The 13,754-nt window shown below is 52.1% G+C and carries 15 protein-coding genes and 6 pseudogenes; 8 read left to right on the top strand and 13 right to left on the bottom strand.

Annotated elements, in window-relative coordinates:
- Positions 1-32 precede the first annotated feature (32 nt).
- From BJ985_RS08140 to BJ985_RS08145, 3 pseudogenes are all read right to left on the bottom strand, one after another.
- A pseudogene (locus tag BJ985_RS08140) lies at positions 33-181 on the bottom strand (IS3 family transposase); the annotation flags it as partial.
- Between the two features lie 18 nt (positions 182-199).
- Positions 200-701, bottom strand: a pseudogene (locus BJ985_RS11750) (transposase domain-containing protein); the annotation flags it as partial.
- A gap of 241 nt (positions 702-942) precedes the next feature.
- Positions 943-2,128, bottom strand: a pseudogene (locus tag BJ985_RS08145) (IS3 family transposase).
- Between the two features lie 29 nt (positions 2,129-2,157).
- Between BJ985_RS08145 and BJ985_RS08150 the strand changes: the two are divergent.
- The 3 genes from BJ985_RS08150 to BJ985_RS08160 all read left to right on the top strand — a co-directional run bounded on the left by BJ985_RS08150 (position 2,158) and on the right by BJ985_RS08160 (position 5,361).
- Positions 2,158-2,481 (top strand): Type 1 glutamine amidotransferase-like domain-containing protein, encoded by a 324-nt coding sequence (locus BJ985_RS08150; protein WP_179387605.1) that lies wholly within the window; start codon positions 2,158-2,160, stop codon positions 2,479-2,481.
- A complete protein-coding gene (locus BJ985_RS08155; protein WP_179387161.1) occupies positions 2,478-3,821 on the top strand; it encodes an IS256 family transposase in 1,344 nt (447 codons plus the stop codon). Before BJ985_RS08150 ends, BJ985_RS08155 begins: the two co-directional genes overlap by 4 nt.
- A 310-nt stretch (positions 3,822-4,131) precedes the next feature.
- Positions 4,132-5,361, top strand: a complete 1,230-nt coding sequence (locus BJ985_RS08160; RefSeq protein WP_005324630.1) for an IS110 family RNA-guided transposase — start codon at positions 4,132-4,134, stop codon at positions 5,359-5,361.
- A 578-nt stretch (positions 5,362-5,939) separates the two neighbouring features.
- Here the strand turns inward: BJ985_RS08160 and BJ985_RS08165 are convergent.
- Together BJ985_RS08165 and BJ985_RS08170 are read right to left on the bottom strand one after the other, a co-directional pair.
- A complete protein-coding gene (locus BJ985_RS08165; RefSeq protein WP_179387162.1) occupies positions 5,940-6,374 on the bottom strand; it encodes a hypothetical protein in 435 nt (144 codons plus the stop codon).
- A 734-nt stretch (positions 6,375-7,108) separates the two neighbouring features.
- Positions 7,109-7,768 carry a hypothetical protein gene (locus BJ985_RS08170; protein WP_179387163.1) on the bottom strand — a complete coding sequence of 220 codons (660 nt, stop codon included), beginning with the start codon at positions 7,766-7,768 and terminating at the stop codon, positions 7,109-7,111.
- A gap of 201 nt (positions 7,769-7,969) precedes the next feature.
- Here BJ985_RS08170 and BJ985_RS08175 point away from each other — a divergent pair, with 201 nt between their 5' ends.
- On the top strand, positions 7,970-8,680 hold the full coding sequence (locus tag BJ985_RS08175; protein WP_005326899.1) for an IS6 family transposase: 711 nt from the start codon (positions 7,970-7,972) through the stop codon (positions 8,678-8,680).
- Here BJ985_RS08175 and BJ985_RS11755 read toward each other — a convergent pair.
- Genes BJ985_RS11755 through BJ985_RS08190 form a run of 4 tightly spaced genes read right to left on the bottom strand, consistent with a single transcriptional unit; the run spans position 8,623 to position 9,639 of the window.
- Positions 8,623-9,057, bottom strand: a complete 435-nt coding sequence (locus BJ985_RS11755; RefSeq protein ID WP_236587131.1) for a hypothetical protein — start codon at positions 9,055-9,057, stop codon at positions 8,623-8,625. The two genes, BJ985_RS08175 and BJ985_RS11755, sit on opposite strands and share 58 nt — an antisense overlap.
- Entirely contained in the window at positions 9,012-9,338 is a 327-nt protein-coding gene (locus BJ985_RS08185) for a hypothetical protein (protein WP_179387164.1), read from the bottom strand. Before BJ985_RS08185 ends, BJ985_RS11755 begins: the two co-directional genes overlap by 46 nt.
- Positions 9,339-9,340: 2 nt before the next feature.
- Positions 9,341-9,463, bottom strand: coding sequence for a hypothetical protein (locus BJ985_RS11760; RefSeq protein WP_257020387.1), 123 nt, complete (start codon positions 9,461-9,463; stop codon positions 9,341-9,343).
- Complete coding sequence (locus BJ985_RS08190; protein ID WP_179387165.1) at positions 9,460-9,639, bottom strand: hypothetical protein; 180 nt, start codon at positions 9,637-9,639, stop codon at positions 9,460-9,462. Before BJ985_RS08190 ends, BJ985_RS11760 begins: the two co-directional genes overlap by 4 nt.
- A gap of 210 nt (positions 9,640-9,849) precedes the next feature.
- Here BJ985_RS08190 and BJ985_RS11880 point away from each other — a divergent pair.
- Together BJ985_RS11880 and BJ985_RS11765 are read left to right on the top strand one after the other, a co-directional pair.
- Positions 9,850-9,933: pseudogene (locus BJ985_RS11880) on the top strand (IS6 family transposase); the annotation flags it as partial.
- A 255-nt stretch (positions 9,934-10,188) separates the two neighbouring features.
- A complete protein-coding gene (locus BJ985_RS11765; protein WP_236587132.1) occupies positions 10,189-10,689 on the top strand; it encodes a hypothetical protein in 501 nt (166 codons plus the stop codon).
- Between the two features lie 137 nt (positions 10,690-10,826).
- On the opposite strand, the pseudogene BJ985_RS08200 reads toward BJ985_RS11765, so the two are convergent.
- The 4 genes and pseudogenes from BJ985_RS08200 to BJ985_RS08215 all read right to left on the bottom strand — a co-directional run.
- Positions 10,827-11,033: pseudogene (locus tag BJ985_RS08200) on the bottom strand (IS1249 family transposase); the annotation flags it as partial.
- Positions 11,034-11,158: 125 nt separating this feature from the next.
- Complete coding sequence (locus BJ985_RS08205; RefSeq protein ID WP_049378747.1) at positions 11,159-11,488, bottom strand: transcriptional regulator; 330 nt, start codon at positions 11,486-11,488, stop codon at positions 11,159-11,161.
- Positions 11,481-11,885 (bottom strand): hypothetical protein, encoded by a 405-nt coding sequence (locus BJ985_RS08210; RefSeq protein ID WP_049378746.1) that lies wholly within the window; start codon positions 11,883-11,885, stop codon positions 11,481-11,483. Before BJ985_RS08210 ends, BJ985_RS08205 begins: the two co-directional genes overlap by 8 nt.
- A 156-nt stretch (positions 11,886-12,041) precedes the next feature.
- Positions 12,042-12,179: pseudogene (locus tag BJ985_RS08215) on the bottom strand (transposase-like zinc-binding domain-containing protein); the annotation flags it as partial.
- A 347-nt stretch (positions 12,180-12,526) separates the two neighbouring features.
- On the opposite strand from BJ985_RS08215, the gene BJ985_RS08220 reads away from it, so the two are divergent.
- Both BJ985_RS08220 and BJ985_RS08225 read left to right on the top strand, forming a co-directional pair.
- The gene (locus BJ985_RS08220; RefSeq protein ID WP_179387166.1) at positions 12,527-12,979 is read left to right on the top strand and encodes a hypothetical protein; all 453 of its coding nucleotides are present in this window, start codon (positions 12,527-12,529) and stop codon (positions 12,977-12,979) included.
- Between the two features lie 266 nt (positions 12,980-13,245).
- The gene (locus tag BJ985_RS08225) at positions 13,246-13,719 is read left to right on the top strand and encodes a hypothetical protein (RefSeq protein WP_179387167.1); all 474 of its coding nucleotides are present in this window, start codon (positions 13,246-13,248) and stop codon (positions 13,717-13,719) included.
- Positions 13,720-13,754 lie beyond the last annotated feature (35 nt).

Below are 13,754 nucleotides of genomic sequence, written 5' to 3' on the forward strand. Positions count from 1 at the left end.
TTCCGATAGTGCATCGGGGTCAGGCCCTTGAGTCATTGTTGGATGCGTGCGGTGTTGTACCACTGGATGTAGTCTTCGATAGCGTGGGTGAATCCCTCGACGTTGCTAGAGGCTTCTCCGTGGTGCATCTCGGTTTTAAGTGGCCGAAGAAGTTCTCCATTGCTGCATTGTCGTAACAGTTGGCTGAAGCGTCCTTGGCTTAGCTCCCTTTTTTCGACCCTGTGTTGATGGGCTGAATTAGTACCTGGTTTCTACTTTTTGTGGGGTGGCGCAGTCGAATGCTCCAAGAAGCTGCTTGGTGTTCCACCAATGCGCCCTCCGCAAGGTGGCCAGTTCGGCTTTTGCGAGCGACGTCTACGGGTCTTGGGCGTGAATGAGTTCCGCTTTGTAGAGACCGTTGGCTGTTTCGACTAGAGCATGGTCATAAGTATCGCCGGCTGTTTCTATGTTTGGCCGGATTCCGGAATTAGCTAAGGCGCGGAATACTTCAATGACACCTACTGACTGCCCCGATCGCTGTGGTACACCAGCTGGTCTCCGTAGATTTGTTCTGCAGTTGTTAGCGCATGTTCCAAGGCCTTTATGAGCAGCGCATCGGTACGCATCGTCAGAACTATCACGTACTGGGGCGCTGCCACGGTGCCCATCCCGCTATGTGTGATGAGATACTCCAAAGGGCTAACCGACCTCCGTGTAGGCGCGGTGTAATGAGCCAGACTCCAGGCGAACCATGTCGGTGATCTGATTGACCGCTTTCTCTTTAAGCTCGGCGGAATACTTCCTAGGCATAGCAGTGCCCAATCCTTTCTTAGCTGAGGTAGGAACTAAACCCAGGATGCTTTAAACTGGAAGGCGCAGTCCCTTATGGGGTTGCCCGCAAACCGTGGACACGTTGTTAAGCTGCTTAGGGGTTAAGCAGCGGCTTTCTTATTATCATTTTGATCAGCGAGCTGAGCTTCGAAAATCGACCGGGCTTACCATCCCGATGGACGAGTGGCGACGGCGCCGGTTGTAGACAATCTCAATCCAGCGAGCCACCGCCTTTCTAGCTTCGTTGCGGGTTCGCCATTTCTTCCGATCGTAAAATCCGGTCTTCAATGTCGACCAGAACGACTCGGCCATCGCATTGTCAAAGCAGACACCAGTACGGCCGACCGATTGTGCAATCCCTAGTTCTTGACAGACCTGCCACAGCTGTTCGCTGGTGAACTGGCTACCACGATCGGCGTGGAAGACCACCCCGTGGGGTACCTCACCACGCAGGGTGTAAGCCATGCGCAGTGCACGTTCAACCAGGTGAGAATCCTGCACACTATCCATGGACCAGCCTAGGACTCGGCGGGAGTGTCCATCGCGGATAACGCACAAGTACAACCAGCCTTCAGCAGTGCGCAGGTAGGTAATATCTGACATCCACACTCGGTTGAGCTCACCAGTATCAAACATGCGCTTGACCAGGTCAGGAAGCGTGGACTTACGCTTGGCTTGAATCGTCGTTACAGGAACAAATGCCCTGGGTGAAATGCCCTCAATACCCATCATCCGCATGCGTTTGGCCACAGTTTTTGCGATTCACATAGAACCCATCCTCGGCGAGTTCTGCAGTAATCCGTGGGGCACCGTAGACTTCGTCAGAATCTTCCCAGATGTCATGAATTTTCCTGTCTAACTGGTCGAGGAATCTCTGACGCTGATTTTCACCACGAAGCCGCACTGCTTGAGCCTTTTGCCATTTATAGTAGCCAGAACGGGAAACCTCTAATAACCTGCTCATTCTTTTTATGCTGTAGTTCGCCTTGCTCTGGCTGTATTAGCTCAAATTTTTCCGATCGCGTTGCTTCGCAGCGAAGAAGGCGGTGGCTTTTGACAAGAACTCTTTATCCATCTTGGCCTCAGCTAGCTCACGACGCAGGCGAGCGTTTTCGGCTCGTATATCGGCATCACTGCGGCCATCTACCGAGCCTTGGCGTTCCCGCTCGAGTTTGACCCACCTGCCTAAAATTGTGGCTGATACGCCAATTTCCTTAGCCACATGAGCGATTGGGCGCTCAGACTCGATGACCAGTCTGGCGGCCTCCTGCCGGTACTCCGGGGTGTACTTCTTCCTTGACGAACTCACAATGAACATCCTCTCCTACGGACACAAGATCCGTACTAATAGGGTGTCCACTAAACGAGGGTAACCTCACAGAGACACCGCTGAGTGTTTTTCGCCATGAGCTTGAGCAAGCTGATTGCGTTTATGTTGCGAGTGGTGAAACATTCCGCTTGCTTCATGCGCTGAAATCTACCGGGGCAGATCAGCTTCTTGCTGACGCCGTGCGTAATGGAAAGTTGTATGCGGGAAGCTCTGCTGGGGCGATTATTGCTGGACCTTCAATCGAGCCAGCAACGGTGATGGATGATCCTTCAACCGCTCCGAGAGTGTCTGATGGTTTGTGTGTGGGTTCCCAACCCGCACAAGGAGATGGACCAGAATGACTACTGTGACAAGACGAGATCCGGCTGATAAGGCCAAGATTGATGCGATTGAAAAGAAGCTGCTTGCTAACCCTGAAATCGCGAAGCTGATTGATGACCTAGGCACGTCGACAACGGATGCCAATGACCTGGTTCGGGGCATGTTGCAAGCCTCGATTACTAGGGGTTTGAATGCTGAAATGGATGCCCACCTTGGCTACGAGTCCGGCGACAGGAGCGGCAAAGCTGCAGCTGGGACAGACAATCACCGCAACGGCACCTACTCGAAGACCGTGGATTCTAACTACGGGCCGGTCACCGTGGATATCCCCAGAGACAGGACTGGGACGTTTATCCCAACTATGGTCCCTAAAGGCTCGAGACGTTTAACTGATGTCGATGACATGATTGTCAGCTTGTACGCAGGTGGGATGACCATTAGGGATATCCAGCACCACATGGCAACGGCGATGCGGGTTGATATCTCCCATGAGACGATTTCAGCGGTTACTGACGCCGTCTTGGATGAGGTCATGGTGTGGCAAAACCGCCAGCTAGATGAGTTCTACCCGGTCATTTTCCTGGACGCGCTGCGCATTAAAGTCCGCGATGGCGGCCGGGTTGTTAACAAGTCTGCGTACATGGCAATCGGTGTGGACCTCGACGGTATTAAGCATATTTTGGGATTGTGGATTGCCAAGGAAGAAGGTGCTTCCTTCTGGGCGCAGGTATGCGCCAACCTGTCCAACCGTGGGGTTAAAGACGTCTTTATTGTCTGCTGTGACGGGTTGAAAGGCCTACCCGAGGCAGTGGAGGCAACTTGGCCGAACTCTATGGTACAAACCTGCATCGTGCACCTGATACGTGCCGCGAACCGGTGGGTGGCCTACGGGGATCGCCGGGCTGTATCCGCCGCGTTGAAGAAGGTCTACACCGCCACAGACGAGTCCACAGCTAGGGCTGCTTTAGCCGAATTCGAGGCTTCCGAGCTGGGTGAGAAGTATCCCCGCTCAGTCAGAGTCTGGCGGGATGCGTGGGCGCGGTTTGTCCCGTTTCTGCAGTTCCCACCAGCAGCCAGGAAGGTCATCTATACGACGAATTCCATTGAGTCGTTTAACAATGAGCTGCGTAAAGCTACTCGCAACGGGGTGCAATTCACCAATGATGAATCAGCGATAAAGACGCTGTGGTTGATGATCTGCAACATTGAAGACAAACGCGCTGCAAAGAGAGCAAAGCAGGGAAAGCGAGTCTCAAGAACAGCCGGCAGACTCATGGAAGGAGCTCGAGTTTCCGGCTGGAAGCAAGCCATCAACCAGATGGCCGTGGCCTACCCCGACCGCTTCGACAAGTACCTATAACCCCCAGCCCCACACACAAACAACTTGACGCTGATAATGGGAATACAGGATCGGAACCACGTGGAATGACCCACTTCTTGACTGGCCATGATCTCCTCATGTGCCTTCAGCGTGATCTGTCTTCCATGTTAGTTCCGACCCTGTACCGCAATCTGGTGAATCCGCCCATGACCTTATAGGAGCGTGACGTCTCCACCGTGACCACCCCGGCAGGTGTCTAGTGTAGTCGTCCCATCAGCGTCTTGTCTGCCCGGAAACCCCGGATCGCGGGTCACCCGCACGTTTGCTCACAGACAGGACCTGATCCCCAATGTCTACCACTTTCGACTGCCCCACCGGCCCCGTTGCCGGAATCGACACCCACACCGATACCCACACTGTTGCCGTTATTTCGGACACCGGCCGGCACATCGCCACCGACACCTTCCCCGCCACCAACCCTGGCTACGTGGCGATTTCAGAGTTCATGGCAACCTACGGTGTCACCACCGTCGGTGTGGAAGGAACCAGCTCCTATGGAGCAGGCCTGACACGCCACCTTCGCACCCAGAAATACTCAGTCGTAGAAGTCTTACGCCCTACCCGGGCCGTTCGACGCCGGGACGGCAAATCAGACCCCGTTGATGCTGTCGCTGCCGCCCGCCAGGTGCTCACCGGGGAAGCCTTAAGCATCCCGAAAGACACTTCCGGGCCAGTGGAATCCCTCCGTGGGTTGCAGATCACCCGCCGTCAGCTCGTGATGACAGCAGCGAAACTGATGACAACGATCAAATCGTTGCTGGTCACAGCACCCGATGAGATTCGACGCCGCTATAGTGCGATGTCCACATTGGTCATGGTGGAGGCCTTGTCCCGGTGCCGACCATCAGCTGACCTGGCCGACCCCAGAAATGGGGTGCTCCTCGCGTTGAAGACATTAGCCACCACCTATCGTGATTTACAGAAACAGGGTACGCAGCTGGAAAAACACATCAGTATCCTGGTTGAGATGATCAATCCGCATGTGACCTCGATATTTGGGTGTGGTTCCGTGGTGGCTGCTGATCTGATTGTCAGTGTGGGGGATAATCCAGGCCGGATTCACTCCGAGGCAGCATTAGCTCATCTGTGCGGGGCCGCACCGATTCCGGCTAGTTCTGGACGGACTCATCGGCACCGTCTCAACCGGGGTGGTGATCGTCGGGCGAATTCTGCGTTGCATCGGATCGCGTTGGTGCGGATGCATCATGACCAACGCACCAGGGACTACGTAGCCAAACGCACCAAGGAAGGATTGTCGAAAAAGGAGATCTTACGGTGTCTGAAACGCGCCATTGTCAGGGAGGTCTACCGGGTGTTGTGCTTGGGTCAGGCCGTTCTTCCAACGGGCCAGGTAGAGGTTGATGAACTCAAAGCTCGACGGATCGAGAGGCAGTTATCGCAAGCCCAGGTTGCTGAAAAACTCGGGTGTGCCCCGGCGAGAATCAGTGATATCGAAACCGGCAAGCGCCCTTTGCCGGAGTTGAGGTTGGCTTATGAAGAACTTCTCAAATCAGCTTGACACAACATAGGAGCATCAAGCCTGATACAGCAATCCAGGTTTTGGCAGGTGCCAGTTTTGATGAGCAAGAGATTCTCGAGTGGATTGATGAAGGCAAAAAAGTAGACCATGACATTTGGTACGAGGAAATTCCGATAGAGAATGCTTCCCATTCTCTCAGCTCGCCGAGTGAGGTATTAGTTTATTTCGATGGGTGTTCTTTTAACGAAGGATGGGAACATGATTTCCAGTGGACAGATCCAGTAGGTCGTAGAGCCCTTATCCCCGACAAGTTTAATGGAGTTGTACGCCCCCAACCTGAAACAGAAGGAGTGCAACGGGAAGACGGATATGTAGGTAATGATTACTATCTGTGGAGAGTTCCTTGCCCATGGAAAAGCCGCTACCTTTTAGCTCCGTTCCAGGATAGGAGTAATGAGGATGAGTACGAGGGACGTCCGTTTACGGTTTGAGCGTAATTAAATCGTAAAATCATGATGCGAGAAAAGTGACCTTAACTAGAGCAGCTAGTTAAGGTCACTTTTGTTTGTGCTAATGATTTTCATCAAAAGTAAATCCGATAAGACATCAGAAAATGGTTAGCCGTGACCCGTTAGCGGAATGTAAAGCTCTGCGTCTATCCTTCTGTCTGCTTTCATCCTTCTCAATTCCATAAAATGCTGAGGAACGTTGTTGCTGACTTCCCCAAGCCACTCGATTTTATCTCCTGATCCATAGTCCAAGTCCCCGACAAGTGGGTCGCCAGCAAGCCTATCCGCCCAACCTTTTACAGCAGTATCTTCCTCCGAAGAGACGCCCCCAGTACTCGGTATTGGGAACATTTCCATACCAACATACGCAAGTCCTCGCGTAACTCTCATTACTGAAAATACGCAGTAGACGAATTGGGGAGTTCTCCAGGCCGCTCTAAGCTCGACAGCCCCTGGGGAAATCAGGTTTTCTTCAGCGAAATATCTCTTCAAAAGAGAATTCATATAGCCCCCGAAAGCTGATGAGCTCCACTCAGCCTTCATATTCCACACTCCACACTTCAATGTGCCAAAATTTTGTCCTGCACCAATTCACTGTATTTTACAGCCGAAAAATACCCTCAAGCGTTTATTTCTAGAATCGTGCTCTGATTCTTATCCTCTCCGAGACAGATAACACTTGCAAAAGTTGATTACACCTCACAGAACGTTGTTCTCCTCGAGCTTGGTGAGAAGCTCCGGGAACTTGAAGGCGCTCCACACCTCGCGCACGTTGGGGGAGAAGGCATCGAGTTAGGTGAGCATGCCTTTTTCACGCGGTCATCGCTGCCGCCGATGGTGGCCAGGGACAGCTCGGAGGTGTTGTAGAAAGACAGGCTGTGGCTGTACTGGATGATCGCATCCCACATGGATTCGGAGAAGGTGGTGTGCTTGAGCGTCTGCAACAACGCGCAGGTAGGTGTCGGCGGTTTGCCATACGGCCTTGTCAAGTGAGGTGGATGAAGCCATGGTGTGGTGTCTCTTTCGTTACTCAAGTATTAACTGGCAGGGTGCCTGGGCGGGTTATGCGCAGCAGGTGTAGCTACCCCGAACCGTCTTTGTCCTCTACTTTGCCTGACGTATAGGACATGGCGTGGCAGGTTTCGAGCTAAAAGACGATTACGGGTGGAGAGGGGAAATGTTCCCGAACTGCCGGAAAATATCCATAATTGGAATGGCGGTGAAACTGACCCTGGGCTAACAGATTTCAACCATCCCGAGAGGATGTGGACCTTACGCTAAAGGAGGGAGTTGATCTTCTCCCACAGGGTCTTTTCGAGTTCACCCTCAATAGCGATGAGCTCTTTGTGGAGTTCCTTAAGGGCATCGCCTCTCCAGGTAAGAGTCTTAAAAGCGGCGGCGCTATTCTTGGGTTCCCTTTTCACGGTAATGTGATCACCGGACTGGATGGCATCCACAGGCGACCCAAGTAACTCATATGCTTCGGTATCCGTTATCTCGCTGTGGAAGCCATGTGCTACTTCATTGCGGAGATCAATTGCGGTTTTCAGCCGATCCAAGAGGGACTCGGGCACATGGGGCTTCAGGCTCTCCTGCAGTTGAGTTCCTGAGCGTGTCCATGCTTTATCAATTGGCGGATCAAATGGGCCAGACTTTGAGACTGCAATGATCTGCCCCGCGACGTGTTCTGTCGCAGCTGCCTGAGAGATCACTAGGCCAATTTGGCGTAAATTCTGGGCGTTCAGCATTTCTGAGCTGCCCCGGAATTTTTCTAAGTCTGTTTGGTGGATGATTTTTTCGGATATCGCTTTTAGTATTTGTTTTGCTTGCTTGCGCTTGTTTGGGTCTTGGCCGAACTGGTCAGCGCATAAGTAGAAGAGAGCTTTTAACGCATCTGTATCATCAGGCAAGTTTTGGAAAAATTCGTTTCCGCTCATGGAATGCGCCCTTCTGTCATCAACGATGGAAAATATGTCAAAATCTTGTCGGATTAGTTAACCTCATTGTCTAGCTGTTCGCGACATGAATGTTCACTCGGCCCCCCTAGCTGTACTGACCGGAGACGTTGATTGAGACGGCTCACTGGTGCTGTTGCAAAGTTGGGGCAGTAGAAAGACCGGCGTGAAATAATCAGAGCCATGGGCATCTTCTCCGGTCGGCATTTCCCCCGTGACATCATCCTGTGGGCGGTGCGGTGGTACTGCCGCTACGGCGTGAGCTACCGCGACCTCGAAGAAATGATGACCGAGCGGGGTGTGCCAGTCGATCACACCACGATCTACCGCTGGGTGCAGAAATACGCCCCTGAGCTGGATAAGCACACTCGCTGGTACCGGCAGGTACCCGACTGGCAGGCCCGGTCCTGGCGGGTGGATGAGACCTATATCCGGGTCGGCGGCACGTGGTGCTATCTCTACCGGGCTATTACCGCCGGTGGGCAGACCTTAGACTTCTACCTCTCACCAAAACGGAATGTGGCTGCGGCCAAGCGTTTCCTGGCCAAGACGCTGCGATCGAATACGACAGCCGGGTCCCCGCGGGTCATCAACACCGACAAGGCACCAGCTCTGGCCAAGGCAATATCCGAGCTGAAGGCGGAGGGAATCTGCCCTCAGACGGTGGAGCACCGGCAGGTGAAATACCTGAACAACGTTCTCGAGGGAGATCATGGCCGACTTAAAAGAATCCTGGGACCGAAGGGGGCGTTCAAAAACCGAATTTCCGCCTACCGGACGTTGAAAGGGATGGAAGCGATGCATTCATTACGGAAAGGTCAGGGCACGATGTTTGCTTATGGGCACCCCAATCCGGACGCGGTGATCGTCAACCGGGTCTTCGAGACGGCCTGAGAACGCCGGCACGCAGCGGCCATCAGGAAATGAGAAACTGGGTCGTCTCGGCTCTCCGCCCAACTTTGCAACAGCACCTTATCTGCAGGCCTCTGTTGAGACAGATTTCTTTGTGCTGCGCGCACGAACTTGGCGAGCATTCCGGCGTCGCGGGCCAGTGGGGAAGTCGCAGGCAACTCCGCTTGTATTGCTTGCAGGTGTTTGGCTGCGCTGTTGGCGGCGTCTAGCGCGTACTCGTAGTCTCCAGTATCCCCGTGCGCCCCAATAAACAAGGCGCACAGGTGCGTGTCTTGGGCTTCATGAACAATGTCGGCCATTGCCCGCTCCTTAGTCATGCCGTTTTCCAAGTGCTTTTTATTTTTGTCGAAGCCTTCCACGCTATTCCTAAGTTAAGGGTTTGAAGAACAGTAAGCATCATGATCCAACCAACCCCCTCTATGCCGGACTCTGGTTCCGCACCAGTAAGAAAAGCGACTGTGATTACAAGCCCCTGAACAATAAAAATTATTGAAGGGAATTTCACTTTAGCGGCCCCAATGAACAGCCCTATTCCGACCACCAGTAGGGCCAGGAAAGCCCCTATGAGCAAGTCGCCACCGCTCCTTTCGTCGTAATATTCAACCAGTTGGAACAGTGCAAACAGCGCCACTTGAATCACGATTAGCGCCCTTGTTCGATAAAAGCTTCTAGTGCTTCGGCCACAAGGGCCTGCAGGGTGACGCCGCGCGAGTGGTCCGCATCAGTCGCTCGAGCCTTGAGGTCAGCAGGCACGCGTACGTTCATCGATACAAGCGCGGGGGGCGTGGCGGCGGCAGCTCCAGGGCGTGGAGGGTAGCGACTTGGACGTCCTCGATGGTGTAGTGCTCGCCTAGGCGATGAGCAGCCTCCGGGGCGAAAGACTCCAGGCGGGCGCGGGCAGCTTGGGCAGCGGGTGAGGGCGGACGTTTACGTGTAGACATGATTTCATGTGTACACATAGGCGAGCTAGGTTGCTACTTTTTATTACTACCGCACTAGCTAGCTAGCATTCTTTCTAGCACCTCCTCTTTCTCTAGGACGCGAGATTTTCCTACGGAAGTAAACTCGCGTACTTCGGTAAATCGCCTACATAAGGCGCGCTTTGTTTCTTCTGTTGCCGAGGGGTACCAATCCCATGGGCCGTCATTGGGCGGAAAGGGCAAGGCGCGATGTTTGCCTACGGGCAACCGAACCCGGACGCGGTGATCGTCAACCGGGTCTTCGAGACGGCCTAACGACGCCCACACGCCGCGGCCATCAGGGAATGAGAAACTGAGTCTTCGCTGCTCTCCACCTAACTTTGCAACAGCACCGTACAGCTCGCGTAAAGTGGAACAAGATTGCATTGGAGACGTCGAAACCTCATCTATCGGGGTAACTGAAGGAACAATTGTTACCTCAACGGGAACCTATTATGCGAGGGCTTATAGTAATCCGGCTCGCGTTGAATGTAAGGTTCCTGGCAACCTTTAAAAGATAGGACTCGGTTAATGCAAATATCTAATATTTATCTCGCCTACGTCAAACGCTTCCTTCTAGACTCGCATGGTAGTGCAATCCAGGGTAGTGCAATCCAGGTTTTTGCAGGTGCCAGTTTTGATGAGCAAGAGATTCTCGAGTGGATTGAGGAAGGGAAAAAAGTAGACCATGACATTTGGTACGAGAAAATTCGGATAGAGAACCCTCCCCATTCTCTCAGCTCGCCGAGTGAGGTATTAGTTTATTTCGATGGGTGTGATTTTGACGAAGGATGGGAACATGATTTCCAGTGGACAGATCCAGTAGGTCGTAGAGCCCTTATCCCCGAAAAGTTTAATGGAGTTGTACGCCCCCAACCTGAAACAGAAGGAGTGCTACGGGAAGACGGATATGTAGGTAATGATTACTATCTGTGGAGAGTTCCTTGCCCATGGAAAAGCCGCTACCTTTTAGCTCCGTTCCAGGAAAAGAGTAATGAGTACATTGACTACGGACGTCCGTTTACGGTTTGAGCGTAATTAAATCGTAAAATGGTGATGCGAGAAAAGTGACCTTAACTAGCTGCTCTAGTTAAGGTCACTTTTGTTTGTGGTAATGATTTTCAGGGTTAAGGGTCAAAATGTGTGTCTGGCTCGGCGTGTCGCTTGGGCTAGATTTGGCCTTTTTGGATGCCGATTGAATGGGTGTAGTTGGTGTCGATAGCGTTGTCGTAGAGGGTTGGTCGTCCTGTTTCGTGGTCGGCTTGGTTCTCGTTGTGGGTCAGGGTTTGTACTTTGGCGAGTTGGTCCTGGCCCCAGTTGGACTGCCTGGCGATTTCTACGGGATCGTCGGGCAGTTCTGTTTTTAGATACAGCCATCACGCTTGCCGACGTTTTCTCGGCTCCGCTCACTACCATTGAGAACGGTGGGCACTTCCTGGGGAGTGACGGCTACCTCGAATTTCCGCAGTTGTGGCAGCACATTATGCAGTGGCTGCGCAGCCTATGAGCCCTCTGTCATGGCTTTGAGTGCGGCAACGTGCTGTGCATAGGCTCCTGTTCCAGTCTGGGTCAACGCGACCCAGACGGCGTCTTTCGCGCGCGTGGAGCCATATTCGCGGGTGCGGCTGATATAGCCGCTGTCCTCAAGATGTTTCAACTGCTTGGAAAGCGTATCGGCGGGAAGCTCGGTGAGTTCTGCAAGCACGGCGTATTTCATCTGCCTGCCGTCGGTTGCGCCTGAATGGAACAGCGTGGCACAAATTTTAAGCCGATTGATGGGGTGGATGACCGGATCTAGCTTGGCTGATTGGTGCGTAGACTCCTTAGACATTGACGCCCTTTACGGCGGCATTGCGGTTCTCATACAACATCCATGCCATCGCCGTAGAGACAACGACGCCGCAGACAATCATCCACGGCCAAGTATCAGGCGTCGGTGTTGTAGACATGATCATTGCACCGGGTAGCAATACTCGTGACCAGGTTGCGAGATCGTTGCTCGGACCCATATTTGGATCGAGGCGCACGAATGGGTTTGCAATCTTATCCTTGAGGAGATAGCCCAGAACGAACGTCGGTACAAGAACCGCGAGGCCGTACCACCATGACAGCTTGGTTAGCGCGAGACCGCCGCCGACGCCAAGCGCCACTATCGCCACCGCCCACCAGCTCTGTTTCCACGTGGTGCGCTTTTGAACGTCGTGAATGATCTTAAGGTCGTCGCTCATCGTTCTTCTCCCTAACGCCAACCTCCCTGGTTTGCAACTAAGGCAAGTGTAACACTTGCTGTGCATGCAAGTCTAATGCTTGCCAAGTATGCAAGTGTAAGGACTGTGCACAGTGGGAATGTAGCTACGCTCAGGGGTCTAACGGGACTGGTGGTCTGCTACTGTGACATCTGGCCGACTTTTATTGACTGAGGCTCCGCAGGCCTTACATCGCCATCGGGTAGTGCCTTTGCTGGTTGTTCCATTGCGTTTGGTATCACCGCCGCAGTAGCAGCGTGGTCGGTTCTTTGGCATTGAGTCACCACACCACCGCCTACTACCACAGACTGGCAGCCACACTGGGGATTTACCGTGTTGAGGCCAGATATATGCTCCCAAAGCATATATTTCACGCTAACCTACAGGTCAGAACCTAAAAATCCCCGATCCCAGACACACTTTCTAACCCTTAACCCAATTTTCATCGATTGGACGAAATGAACCAATGGCACAAACTAACCAGCTGGTGCTGCCGCAGAAGTCGCAGGAGCGACTTCCTTACCCCATGTGATTGTTATGTATCCCGTTTACAATACTGGTACTCATGGAATGAGCGACAAGGCCCCCAGCTGGTTTAGTACAGATATTCCCACTTTGGATTTATGGAAATGACAGTAACCCCAGAGCGTCATTTTGATTTAAAGACTGCTGCATTTTGTTTGGCGGAAATCCTTAATAAGGATGCTTTGAGTGAAAATAAGTTTAGGGGTGAAGCCGCCACATCATTGCCAAGGTTCCATGGCGCCGCTGCTTGGATTAATACCTTCTTATACATTATTTTGAAAGTAGAAACACCTAACGGTACAGCCTTTGTGGGGTTTGAAGCCATCTTCCACCCTGAGGGAACTTTTCGAGAATACTCGGTTGAGTATGAAAATGTCCACGACTTATGGGCATACGAAATTGCTGGTGAACCATTTCTTAAAGAACTCGATTTTGAGGATCCAAACCGTATCACTTGGTTGAAAACAGATAGGAAAAGTTTCGTTCCTTCTACATGGAACGACTTACTCGATTTTAATGATGCTTCGAATCAAATATGGATGCAGGATTAAAGGATTTTCCTTTTGACTATTGCCACGAACGGACTTGACCACTTAATACGAGATGACTCGTATCCACCAGCAGGTCATCGTAAATAGCTACTACCCGACACGGCCAGAGCCGTCAAATTCATCATCTGATTGGCGGAGAAAACCACCTATAAATGGCAGGATAGAAGCTCTTGGCTGGTTCAGCTCGACAATCCCTAGTTTTAAGGACATCGCTAGGGGATAGTGATAGGCGTAACTAAAACTCTGAAGCGCGGAATGGAAGATTTATGTGGGTAGATATCGAACAAATCGATATTGGCCGATTAGCAATAAAGTTGTCGGCAGCACTAGACAAATGGATAGCTGACGAAAACAGTTATAAAAGCAAGACAGATATAGCTCCATTATTCATAGTGCAATGGCCTTCTCATTTCGAGATCGCCCTTGCCCTCCGTGTTAAAGCCTCAAAACGGACGGCAATTGTCGGATATGAGGCCGGCTACCAACGCTATACATGGTCACCTTATTTATACGAAGAAATCGCCGATTCAATTGTTTTCGACACATTAGCTGGCGACTATCCAATCCTTAAAGCAGATTTTTCCGAGCCGGACAAAATTGTATGGGCTGGAGGAAAGAAAGCTGCAGATGCAAAAGCGCAGTCCATCGGAGATTTCTTAAGCTACTATGAGGACTTAAATGAGCGTGCCAAGGAAAGAATCTGGATCAGCAAGGATTTTCCTTTAAAGAAGCTCTTGTAAAGAGGAGCAATATGAGTTCATATATCGAATCTTCC

This window comes from Corynebacterium tuberculostearicum, from assembly GCF_013408445.1.
Lineage (GTDB): Bacteria > Actinomycetota > Actinomycetes > Mycobacteriales > Mycobacteriaceae > Corynebacterium > Corynebacterium tuberculostearicum.

Bases quoted from the DNA above. Each gene is read 5' to 3' on its own strand.
- BJ985_RS08160 (WP_005324630.1), top strand. From the start codon at position 4,132: ATGTCTACCACTTTCGACTGCCCCACCGGCCCCGTTGCCGGAATCGAC.
- BJ985_RS08155 (WP_179387161.1), top strand. From the start codon at position 2,478: ATGACTACTGTGACAAGACGAGATCCGGCTGATAAGGCCAAGATTGAT.
- BJ985_RS08190 (WP_179387165.1), bottom strand. From the start codon at position 9,639: ATGTCTACACGTAAACGTCCGCCCTCACCCGCTGCCCAAGCTGCCCGC.
- BJ985_RS08165 (WP_179387162.1), bottom strand. From the start codon at position 6,374: ATGAAGGCTGAGTGGAGCTCATCAGCTTTCGGGGGCTATATGAATTCT.
- BJ985_RS08175 (WP_005326899.1), top strand. From the start codon at position 7,970: ATGGGCATCTTCTCCGGTCGGCATTTCCCCCGTGACATCATCCTGTGG.
- BJ985_RS11765 (WP_236587132.1), top strand. From the start codon at position 10,189: ATGCAAATATCTAATATTTATCTCGCCTACGTCAAACGCTTCCTTCTA.
- BJ985_RS08210 (WP_049378746.1), bottom strand. From the start codon at position 11,885: ATGAGCGACGACCTTAAGATCATTCACGACGTTCAAAAGCGCACCACG.
- BJ985_RS08220 (WP_179387166.1), top strand. From the start codon at position 12,527: ATGGAAATGACAGTAACCCCAGAGCGTCATTTTGATTTAAAGACTGCT.
- BJ985_RS08170 (WP_179387163.1), bottom strand. From the start codon at position 7,768: ATGAGCGGAAACGAATTTTTCCAAAACTTGCCTGATGATACAGATGCG.
- BJ985_RS11760 (WP_257020387.1), bottom strand. From the start codon at position 9,463: ATGAACGTACGCGTGCCTGCTGACCTCAAGGCTCGAGCGACTGATGCG.
- BJ985_RS08205 (WP_049378747.1), bottom strand. From the start codon at position 11,488: ATGTCTAAGGAGTCTACGCACCAATCAGCCAAGCTAGATCCGGTCATC.
- BJ985_RS08225 (WP_179387167.1), top strand. From the start codon at position 13,246: ATGTGGGTAGATATCGAACAAATCGATATTGGCCGATTAGCAATAAAG.